This is a genomic window from Variovorax sp. Varisp36 (assembly GCF_047304235.1).
Classification (GTDB): domain Bacteria; phylum Pseudomonadota; class Gammaproteobacteria; order Burkholderiales; family Burkholderiaceae_C; genus Variovorax.
Genome location: NZ_JBGLYU010000082.1, coordinates 1 through 8,759 on the forward strand (window position 1 = coordinate 1; position 8,759 = coordinate 8,759).

The following is an 8,759-nucleotide window of genomic DNA, read 5'->3' on the forward strand; positions in this document are numbered from 1 at the left end:
GGAGGGGCGGGGAAGGAAAAGGGCGTTTGCTTCATGTGAAGAGAAGGTTGGGAATGCGTTGGATGGAGGGCGCTATCCGCGCCAGGTTCCGGGCGCGAGGCCTTCGAGCGTGTGGGGCCCGATGGCAGCGCGGATCAGCCGCAGCGTCGGGAGCCCCACGGCCGCCGTCATGCGCCGCACCTGGCGGTTGCGGCCCTCGCGGATCGCCAGTTCGATCCACGCGGTGGGAATGCTCTTGCGCTCGCGGATGGGCGGTTGCCGCTCCCACACCTCGGGCGGCGGATCGAGCAGCCGGGCACGCGCGGGGCGCGTGGGGCCGTCGTTGAGCTGCACGCCCGAGCGCAGGGCGGTGAGCGCCGCTTCGGTCGGCTCGCCTTCCACCTGCACCCAGTAGATCTTCTCCATCTTGAAGCGCGGATCGGCGATGTGTGCCTGGAGCTTGCCGTCGTCGGTGAGCAGCAGCAGGCCCTCGCTGTCGGCATCGAGCCGGCCGGCGACGTAGACGCCGGGGATGTCGATGAAATCTTTCAGGCCGCGCCAGCGGCCCTCTGGCGTGAACTGGCTGAGGACGCCGTAAGGTTTGTTGAAGCGGATCAGGCGGGAAGAGCTCGGAAAAGTCATGAGCGCACAGGATAGCCCGGGTCTGTCCTGCAGCATTCGGGCCGCCTTGGAGATTCCAATCGGCTCATCACACAGGAGAACCCGGCATGACGATGCGAAGCCACATCCATCTCGCGTGCGTGGCGGCGGCAGGCCTTTCGATGGCCGCCTGCAGCAGCTCATCCTTGCGCGTCGGCGGCGCGCCCGAGGCGAGCGTCAAGAACTGCGTCGCTGCGGCCGCGCGCGAACTGCGTGTGCCCCCGGGCAGCATCGTGGTGGACAGCGGCACGACGCCGCGCGACGGCGTCTACACGATCAACCTGAAGGTCGGGCCGCAGGGACGGTCCGCCGTTTGCACCACCGACGAGAACAGTGCGGTGCTGGGCGTGGTCTACAAGCGGCCCGAATAGCAGCGCAGGGCTTACTTGCCCCAGCTGTCCCGCATCCCCGCCGCGCGGTTGAACACGGGCTTGCCGTCCGCGCTGGCCTTCGCGTCGAGCACGAAGTACCCATGCCGCTCGAACTGAATGCCGACACCCGCTTCGGCCCTGGCCAGCGAAGGCTCGACGAACGCCGAGCACACCTCCAGGCTCGCCTTGTTCAGTTCCTCCAGCAGTTCGCCGCTGCCCGGATGGGCCGCGGCAAACAGCCGCTCGTACAGCCGCACCTCGGCCTGCACCGCATCCGCGGCCGCCACCCAGGTGATGTTGCCCTTTACCTTGATCGCATCCGCGCCGGGCGTACCGCTCTTGGTGTCCGGAACCAGCGTGGCCTGCACTTCGACGAGCTTGCCGCTCGCATCCTTGGTGCCGCCGGTGCATTCGATGACGTGGCCGTACTTGAGCCGCACCTTGTTGCCCGGGAACAGGCGGAAGAAGCCCTTGGGTTGCACTTCTTCGTAGTCGGTGCGTTCGATCCATACCTCGCGGCCGAGCTTGAACTCGCGATGGCCCATTTCCGGGTGATGGGGGTGAACCGGCGCCGAGCAGTCGTCGAGCGTGCCGTCGCCGCCCATCAGTTCGCCCCAGTTGGTGATGACGAGCCTGACCGGGTCGAGCACGGCCATCGCGCGCGGGGCGATCGGGTCCAAGGTGTCGCGCAGCGCGGCCTCGAGGCTGGCGTAATCGATCCAGCCGCCCGACTTGGTCGTGCCGCTGCGTTCGCAGAACAGCCGCAGCGCCTCGGGCGTGTAGCCGCGGCGGCGCAGGCCGGCGATGGTGGGCATGCGCGGATCGTCCCAGCCGTCGACGTATTTCTCTTCGACCAGCTGGCGCAACTTGCGCTTGCTGGTGAGCACGTGGGTCACGTTGAGGCGGGCGAATTCATACTGGCGCGGGTGCGGGCTGGCGACGAGGCCGCCTTCGGCGAGGCGATCGAGCAGCCAGTCGTAGAAGGGACGCTGGTCTTCGAACTCCAGCGTGCAGATGCTGTGGGTGATCTGTTCCAGCGCGTCCTCGATGGGGTGCGCGTAGGTGTACATCGGATAGATGCACCACTTGTCGCCGGTGTTGTGGTGGGTGGCCCGGCGCACGCGGTACAGCGCGGGGTCGCGCATGTTGATGTTGGTGCTGGCCATGTCGATCTTCGCGCGCAGGATGGCGGCGCCATCGGCGACCTGGCCGTCGCGCATGGCGCGAAAGCGCGCGAGGTTTTCCTCGGGCGTGCGGGTGCGGAAGGGGCTGTCGGTGCCGGGCGTGTTGAAGTCGCCGCGGTTCGCGCGCACCTCTTCGGCGGTCTGTTCGTCGACGTAGGCGAGGCCGGCGCCGATCAGGTATTCGGCGGCCTCGTACATGAAGTCGAAGTAGTTGCTCGCGAAATACTCGTGCGGCTGCAGCGTGCCGGGGGCGCTGGGGCGGTCGGCCAGATAGGTTTCGTAGCCGAGCCACTTCACCGCGTCGCGGATCGAGTCGACGTATTCCTGGTCTTCTTTCTCGGGGTTGGTGTCGTCGAAGCGCAGGTGGCTCACGCCGCCGTATTCCTTGGCCAACTCGAAGTTGAGCCAGATGCTCTTGGCATGGCCGATGTGCAGGTAGCCGTTGGGCTCGGGCGGAAAGCGCATGCGCACCCTGGCCGGGTCGGCCATGCCCTGGGCGTGGTGGGTGGCGTTGCCGGGCGATCCGCCCCATTTGCGGCCAGAATAAGCACCCTGTGCGAGATCGTTCTCGATCACGTGGCGCAGGAAATTGCTTGGTGCAGCGGTCGTTTTGGCGCCGTTTTTGTCGGTCGGGGAGGTCATTGCCTCATTCTAGAGGGCACCCCTTATAGGTTACCTTTGGCAACGTTCTTCACAATGCCCGGTGCACCCCCTTTGCATTTGCCGCGTTCAATACATCCATGGGCGGTTCAGATCCGAACGCAGCCCACCGAAACAAGGAGTCCAGGATCATGAGCCTCACACGTTCAACTTTCTTCAAATGGGCCACCGCAGGCGTGGTGGCAGCCGGTGCATTGTTTGCAGCCACTTCAGCCAGTGCCCGTAGCGACGTGAGCTGGTCGGTCGGTGTCGGCCTTCCCGGCGTGGCAGTGGGCGTGGGCGCTCCGGCCTACTATCCGGCGCCGGTCTATGCGCCGCCGGCACCCGTGTACTACGCACCCCCGGCCCCGGTCTACTACAACCCGCCGCCCGTGTACTACCGTCCGGCCCCTGTCTACTACGGCCCGCCGGCCTACTACGGCCCGCGCTACTATGGTCGAGGCTACTACCGCGGCCATGGCCACTGGCGCTAAATTGCAACGCCATTCGTGACTGAATGAAAAAGCCGGCCCCCGAAGGGCCGGCTTTTTCTTTGGGCGCGCCAGCCGATTTCACATGGCGCGAAAAAGATGGGCGTACAGGCGGCTGACCGGGATCTTCTCGGCCCTGCCACGCAGCATCAGGTGCAGCTTGCCGGCCTCGTCGCGGTGCACCGATTCGATGGCCGAACTGCGCACCACCACCGCCCTATGCACCTGCCAGAAAGTGTCGGCGTCGAGCTGGGTCAGCAATTGCTTGAGCGGCGTGCGGATCAGGTATTCGTGCGAGGCGGTCAGCACGCGCAGGTATTTGTCGGCGGCTTCGAAGTACAGCACTTCGTCGATGGGCACCATGCGCACGGTGCTGCCACCGGCGTCGCTGGCGGCGATCAAGCGCAGCGGGGCGGTGGCCGCTGCTGCCGCGCCGGCTCCAGCGGCCGTCAGCACCTGGCGCCACTGGGCGAGCGTTCGTTCGAGCGCTTCGTCGGCCACGGCGGATGTGGGTGCAGGTTGCCGTGCGGACAGCGCCTGCTGCAGCCGGCCTACGGTCTTGCGCAGGCGCCCGGGCTGCACGGGCTTGAGCACGTAGTCGAGGGCCTGGGCCTCGAAGGCGCGGGTGGCGTATTCGTCGTAGGCCGTCACGAACACCAGCTGGGGCATCGGCGCCTCGTCGATGGGCCAGCTGTCGGCCAGTTCGGCGGCGGCGCCCAGGCCGTCGAGGCCGGGCATGCGGATGTCGAAGAACAGCACCTGCGGCAGCAGGCGCAGCGCCTCGCGCACCGCGCTGCGGCCGTCGCCTGCCGTGGCGACGATCTGCAGTTCGGGCCATGCGGCGGCCAGTTCGGCCTTGAGGGCCTGAGCGAGCAGGGGTTCGTCTTCGGCAATGAGGGCGGTCGGGGTCATCTGGTTGTGTTGTTGTGGGGTGAGGTTGTTCAGACCGGCGTGGGGAAGCTCAGCGTGGCGCAGGTGCCGCCGGCGGGCGAGGGCGAGAGGCTCATGCGGCCCTGGGCGCCGTATACCGTGGCCAGCCGCTCGCGCACCTGCTCGAGCCCGAAGCCGCTGCCTTCAGAAGGCGGTGCGGCATCGAGGCCCACGCCGGTGTCGCTCACCTCGATCTCCAGCAGGCCGGCCTGCCTGCGGGCGCGCACGACGATCTCGCCGCCTTCCACCTTCGGCTCCAGTCCGTGGCGGATGCTGTTTTCCACCAGCGGCTGCAGCAGCAGTGGTGGCACGGGCGCACCGCGCAGGTCGTCCGGCAGGTCGAGCGTGTAGCGCAGGCGCTCGCCCATGCGCACCGACATCAGTTCGAGGTAGTCGCCCAGCCGCTCGAACTCGGCCGACAACGGATGCGCCAGCGCGCGCGAGCCGCTCAAGGTCATGCGCAGGTAGCTGTTGAGCCGGTCGAGCATGGCCACGGCGCGCGGCGGGTCGACGGTGATCAGCACGCGCAGGTTGGCCAGCGTGTTGAACAGCATGTGCGGCTCGAGCTGTGTTTCGAGCAGCTTCAGCCGCGCCTCGGTGGCATTGCGCTGCGCCAGCTCGATCTGGCGCTGCATGTGCTTGCTCTTGCCGAGGCTGAAGAAGAAGAAGCACATGCCGATAGTGGCAACCAGAGTGATGACGATGGTCGAGGTCATCTTGCGCGCGGCGAGGTTGCGGAACTCGAACTGCGGCGCGCCGACCCAGGCGTCGCCGATGGCGTTGCCGCCCAGAAAGCCGACGGTGACGCCCAGTGCTATCAGTCCGTAGCCCCAGAGGCCGTGCGGCCACAGCACCTCCTTGTGACCACTCAGAAGCAACCGGCCGGTGTCGATGACGAGCCAACAGATCATTCCGATCGACAGCGAGTACACCATCTGGGATTCCCAACTGCCGTTGCCTGAGATCGCCAACGCCGAAGCGATGAAGCAGCAGAAGGCGGCGGTGATCAGGCCATGCCGCAGCATGTTGCGGAAGTTCTCCGCACGAAATCGCGGTAGCGCTTCAGGAGTCACCCGTGGTCCCCGGTACCCAGTGCGCGGCGTTCGCGCTCCACGAGCCTGTCGTAGAAGCCGCCGCCGGCCACGAACCAGACCACGGCGCCATGGATCAGCAGGCCCAGGCCCCAGCCCATGAGCGGGTACATCGCCCAGTTGCGGCCATGGGCCGCCGAGAGCGCGACGAGGCCGAGGTTGACCAGCACGTAGACAAAAGCGTGGATGTACCAGCCCATCTTGGCGCCGGCGCGGCGGCGGGCGAGGCGCTCGACGTCGGAGCGGGTGGGATTCGATGCAATGTGGTTCATGACAACTCCTTGTATTGGACAGGAATGAAATCTGAGGCGGCCAGCGATGGCGGCGATGTCGCCTGCAAGGCCGCGCGCTCCCGCAGCTCCTCGGTCGTCTCGCCCGGCCCGTCGGGCTTCCAGCCCGGCGGCTTCACGAGGTAGCCGACGAAGGCGCGCACCGAGCGGGCCGAGGCCAGGTCGCGGAACAGCGCGCGCCAGTGCATGAACTCGATCGCGAAAAGGTTGTACGAGGTGACCGGGTTCACCAGCCCGTAGCGGCAGGGGATGTCGGCGCGCTCGGGAATGTAGGTGCCGAACAGGCGGTCGAACACGATCAGCACGCCGCCGTAGTTGCCGTCCAGGTATTCCAGGTTGGAGGCGTGGTGCACGCGGTGGGCCGAGGGGGTGTTCAGCACCCATTCGAGCGGCCCGAGGCGCGGGATCCAGGTCGCGTGGATCCAGAACTGGTACAGCAGGTTCAGCGTGAGCATCAGCAGGATCACCCGCGGCGGCATGCCCAGCAGCGGCGCCAGCATGAAGAACGCCAGGGTGCCGGTGAGGCGGCCGGTCCAGCCGAAGCGGTAGGCGGCCGACAGGTTCAGCTGGTTCGGCGAATGGTGGATGGCGTGGGTGCACCAGAACCAGCGCACCCGGTGCGCCGCGCGGTGGTACCAGTAGTAGCAGAACTCCTGGCCGATGAAGCAGGCGGCCCAGCCGGTCCAGTGGTCCATCGGCAGGGTGAAGAGGCGGTGGGCGTAGAACCAGTCCATCGCGCCGCTCCAGAAGGCCAGCGGCAGCAGCCAGCGCATTGGGTATTCGCGCACCAGGAAGTCGATCACCGAGATGCCGGACGCCTTCCAGTCGTAGCTGCGCCAGCCGTTGCGCCAGGACAGCACGAGCGCCTCGGCGATGGAGGCGGCGAGCACCACCGTGACGGAGATCTTGAGGATCAGCAGGAGTACGTTCATGGCGGTGATTTCCTGGGGGGCTGCGGCTCGGGATCTTAGGCGGCGCCGACCGTGGCCGTCATGGCGTCAGTACGGATGGCCAGCTTCCACAGGCGCACCGCACGGGCCGCGAAGACACCGCTGAAGGCACCGTACAGCACCGGGATCACGAGGCCGAAGGCCGCCTGCTGGCGCAGTTCGGGGTGCATGGCCAGCGCTGCGCCCACCACGTACTTGGTCAGGAAGATGCCCATCATGAGCATCAGCGGCACCGGGCTGCCGGCCACGTGGAAGCGGCGCGCTGCCGCGTCGTAGCGGGTGGTGGCGGGCAGCGGGCGCTGCAGCACCAGCGCCATCATCGCCACCGCCGCGGCGGCCCAGCCGAGCAGGGCGCCGAAGGAATCGCCGAAGACGGAAACCACGCCATAGACCGACAGCGCGCCCATCGCCACGGGCATCAGCGTGACGCGCGTCAGGCTCACGTTGTTGGCGAGCAGCTGCCTGGCGCCGAGCCACAGCAGCAGGAAGAACACGGCGAAGACCCACTTGGGCGTGTGAAGGATGATTTGCATCAGCATGGTTGCGCTCCGTTGAAAGTGGAAGGTCGAATCGATGCAGCGGACTGTGCCGACGCTCGCCCATTCCTGCCACGGGCGTGCGACGAAATGCATGCGGGCGGCGCGAACTGCGGCCCGAAGGCGTGAATTGCGCTTGATCGCGGATGTCGGCGGGCAGCTTTACCGTCGCTTTACGGCATAGCAAACAGCCGGACTACCATTCCGCGCTGTACTACGCTGGTCCGCACTCCTGCCCTGCATTTCCTGCACGCACCGTCCATGGAACAAGAAAAACCACCCGAGCCCCTGCCTCCCACCGTCTCGCCCACACATCCGACGGTGCGCAGGCGCCGCTGGGTCGGCGGGCTGCTGACGTTGCTGCTGCTCGTGGCATTGGGCGGGGGCGCCTGGTATCTGATCCAGCGGTCGAAGACGCCCGTTCCCGGTCCCGGTGGCGGCCCCGGTGCCGGCCGGCAGGGCGGGCCCGGTGGTCCGGGCGGCCCGGGTGGGCGCGGCGGCGGTGGCGGGGCCTCCAGCACGGTGGGCGTCGCCACGGCCAGGCAGGCCGACATCCCCGTGCAACTCGAAGCGCTGGGCACCGTCACGCCGCTGGCCAACGTGATCGTCCAGCCGCAGGTGTCGGGCGTGCTCACTGCCGTGCTCTTCCAGGAAGGGCAGATGGTCAAGAAGGGCGACGTGCTCGCCACCATCGATCCGCAGCCGTTCCAGAACGCGCTGGCGCAGGCCTCCGGGGCGCGCCAGCGCGACGAGGCGCAGCTGGCGGCGGCGCGCGTCACGCTGCAGCGCTACCAGACTCTGCTGGGGCAGGACTCCATCGCCCGGCAGGACGTGGACACGCAGGCCGCGCTGGTCAAGCAGCTCGAAGGCACTGTGGCCATCGACCGCGCCAACGAGAACACGGCCAAGCTCAACCTTGCCTGGAGCCGCATCACCGCGCCGGCGAGCGGGCGCATCGGCCTGCGGCCGGTGGACGCGGGCAACTACATCTCGACCGGCAGTACCAACGGCGTGGCGACCATCACGCAGATCGCACCCATCGACGTCGAGTTCGCCATTCCGCAAGACCGCGTGCCCGAAGTGCAGGAGCGCCTCGCGCAGGGCGCCAAGCTCGACGCCACCGCCTTCGACCGCACGCGCACGCGCCGGCTCGCGAACGGTACCTTTGCCACCCTCGACAACCTGGTCGACACCGCGACCGGCACCGTCAAGGCCAAGGCCCGTTTCTCCAATGCCGACGATGCGCTGTTCCCGAACCAGTTCGTCAACCTGCGGCTGCTGCTGCGCACCGTGAGCAGCGCGGTGGTGGTGCCGGTCACGGCGCTGCGCCACGGCCCCAACGGCGACTATGTGTATGTGCTGAACGACGACAGCACGGTGTCGCAGCGGCCGGTGACGCGCGGTGAATCGAGCGTGGACAACGTGGCGGTCATGTCGGGCCTGAAGGCCGGCGAACAGGTCGTGACCGAAGGCGGCGACCGGCTGAAGGATGGCGCGCGGGTGCAGACCCAGGCCGAGCGCCCGGCCGGCGCGGCATCGGCGCCCGCGGGCGGCACGGCTCGTGGCGGGCGCCGCCAGGGTGGTGCCGGCGGCGGCGGCGCGGCGATGCCGCAGGCCGTGGCGCAGCGCCTGCTCGAG

10 protein-coding genes are annotated in these 8,759 nt (G+C 67.8%); 3 read left to right on the plus strand and 7 right to left on the minus strand.

Annotation, left to right across the window (positions count from 1 at the left end):
* Positions 1–72: 72 nt before the first annotated feature.
* A complete protein-coding gene (locus ACCD11_RS27970; RefSeq protein WP_413316344.1) occupies positions 73–621 on the minus strand; it encodes a pseudouridine synthase in 549 nt (182 codons plus the stop codon).
* 86 nt (positions 622–707) lie between these two features.
* Here ACCD11_RS27970 and ACCD11_RS27975 point away from each other — a divergent pair, with 86 nt between their 5' ends.
* The gene (locus ACCD11_RS27975; protein ID WP_007833827.1) at positions 708–1,010 is read left to right on the plus strand and encodes a hypothetical protein; all 303 of its coding nucleotides are present in this window, start codon (positions 708–710) and stop codon (positions 1,008–1,010) included.
* Between the two features lie 11 nt (positions 1,011–1,021).
* On the opposite strand, the gene ACCD11_RS27980 is transcribed toward ACCD11_RS27975, so the two are convergent.
* On the minus strand, positions 1,022–2,836 hold the full coding sequence (locus tag ACCD11_RS27980; RefSeq protein WP_413316346.1) for a glutamine--tRNA ligase/YqeY domain fusion protein: 1,815 nt from the start codon (positions 2,834–2,836) through the stop codon (positions 1,022–1,024).
* 149 nt (positions 2,837–2,985) lie between these two features.
* Between ACCD11_RS27980 and ACCD11_RS27985 the strand changes: the two genes are divergently transcribed.
* The gene (locus tag ACCD11_RS27985) at positions 2,986–3,327 is read left to right on the plus strand and encodes a hypothetical protein (protein WP_007833825.1); all 342 of its coding nucleotides are present in this window, start codon (positions 2,986–2,988) and stop codon (positions 3,325–3,327) included.
* 78 nt (positions 3,328–3,405) lie between these two features.
* Here ACCD11_RS27985 and ACCD11_RS27990 read toward each other — a convergent pair whose 3' ends face one another.
* Genes ACCD11_RS27990 through ACCD11_RS28010 form a run of 5 tightly spaced genes read right to left on the minus strand, consistent with a single transcriptional unit; the run spans position 3,406 to position 7,124 of the window.
* Positions 3,406–4,236 carry a LytR/AlgR family response regulator transcription factor gene (locus tag ACCD11_RS27990; protein WP_413316348.1) on the minus strand — a complete coding sequence of 277 codons (831 nt, stop codon included), beginning with the start codon at positions 4,234–4,236 and terminating at the stop codon, positions 3,406–3,408.
* Between the two features lie 29 nt (positions 4,237–4,265).
* Positions 4,266–5,279, minus strand: a complete 1,014-nt coding sequence (locus ACCD11_RS27995) for a sensor histidine kinase (protein WP_413316350.1) — start codon at positions 5,277–5,279, stop codon at positions 4,266–4,268.
* A gap of 44 nt (positions 5,280–5,323) precedes the next feature.
* The gene (locus ACCD11_RS28000; RefSeq protein WP_413316352.1) at positions 5,324–5,617 is read right to left on the minus strand and encodes a 2TM domain-containing protein; all 294 of its coding nucleotides are present in this window, start codon (positions 5,615–5,617) and stop codon (positions 5,324–5,326) included.
* On the minus strand, positions 5,614–6,567 hold the full coding sequence (locus tag ACCD11_RS28005; RefSeq protein WP_413316354.1) for a sterol desaturase family protein: 954 nt from the start codon (positions 6,565–6,567) through the stop codon (positions 5,614–5,616). Before ACCD11_RS28005 ends, ACCD11_RS28000 begins: the two co-directional genes overlap by 4 nt.
* Positions 6,568–6,602: 35 nt before the next feature.
* Positions 6,603–7,124 (minus strand): DUF6622 family protein, encoded by a 522-nt coding sequence (locus ACCD11_RS28010; RefSeq protein ID WP_413316356.1) that lies wholly within the window; start codon positions 7,122–7,124, stop codon positions 6,603–6,605.
* Between the two features lie 258 nt (positions 7,125–7,382).
* On the opposite strand from ACCD11_RS28010, the gene ACCD11_RS28015 reads away from it, so the two are divergent.
* Positions 7,383–8,759: efflux RND transporter periplasmic adaptor subunit (locus ACCD11_RS28015; RefSeq protein WP_413316358.1), on the plus strand; the 1,377-nt coding region annotated here is incomplete at its 3' end.

What these genes read in the sequence shown, in the direction of transcription:
- ACCD11_RS27980 (WP_413316346.1), bottom strand. Translation starts at nt 2,836, where the DNA reads ATGACCTCCCCGACCGACAAAAACGGCGCCAAAACGACCGCTGCACCA.
- ACCD11_RS27975 (WP_007833827.1), top strand. Translation starts at nt 708, where the DNA reads ATGACGATGCGAAGCCACATCCATCTCGCGTGCGTGGCGGCGGCAGGC.
- ACCD11_RS27990 (WP_413316348.1), bottom strand. Translation starts at nt 4,236, where the DNA reads ATGACCCCGACCGCCCTCATTGCCGAAGACGAACCCCTGCTCGCTCAG.
- ACCD11_RS28000 (WP_413316352.1), bottom strand. Translation starts at nt 5,617, where the DNA reads ATGAACCACATTGCATCGAATCCCACCCGCTCCGACGTCGAGCGCCTC.
- ACCD11_RS28005 (WP_413316354.1), bottom strand. Translation starts at nt 6,567, where the DNA reads ATGAACGTACTCCTGCTGATCCTCAAGATCTCCGTCACGGTGGTGCTC.
- ACCD11_RS27995 (WP_413316350.1), bottom strand. Translation starts at nt 5,279, where the DNA reads ATGCTGCGGCATGGCCTGATCACCGCCGCCTTCTGCTGCTTCATCGCT.
- ACCD11_RS28010 (WP_413316356.1), bottom strand. Translation starts at nt 7,124, where the DNA reads ATGCTGATGCAAATCATCCTTCACACGCCCAAGTGGGTCTTCGCCGTG.
- ACCD11_RS27985 (WP_007833825.1), top strand. Translation starts at nt 2,986, where the DNA reads ATGAGCCTCACACGTTCAACTTTCTTCAAATGGGCCACCGCAGGCGTG.
- ACCD11_RS27970 (WP_413316344.1), bottom strand. Translation starts at nt 621, where the DNA reads ATGACTTTTCCGAGCTCTTCCCGCCTGATCCGCTTCAACAAACCTTAC.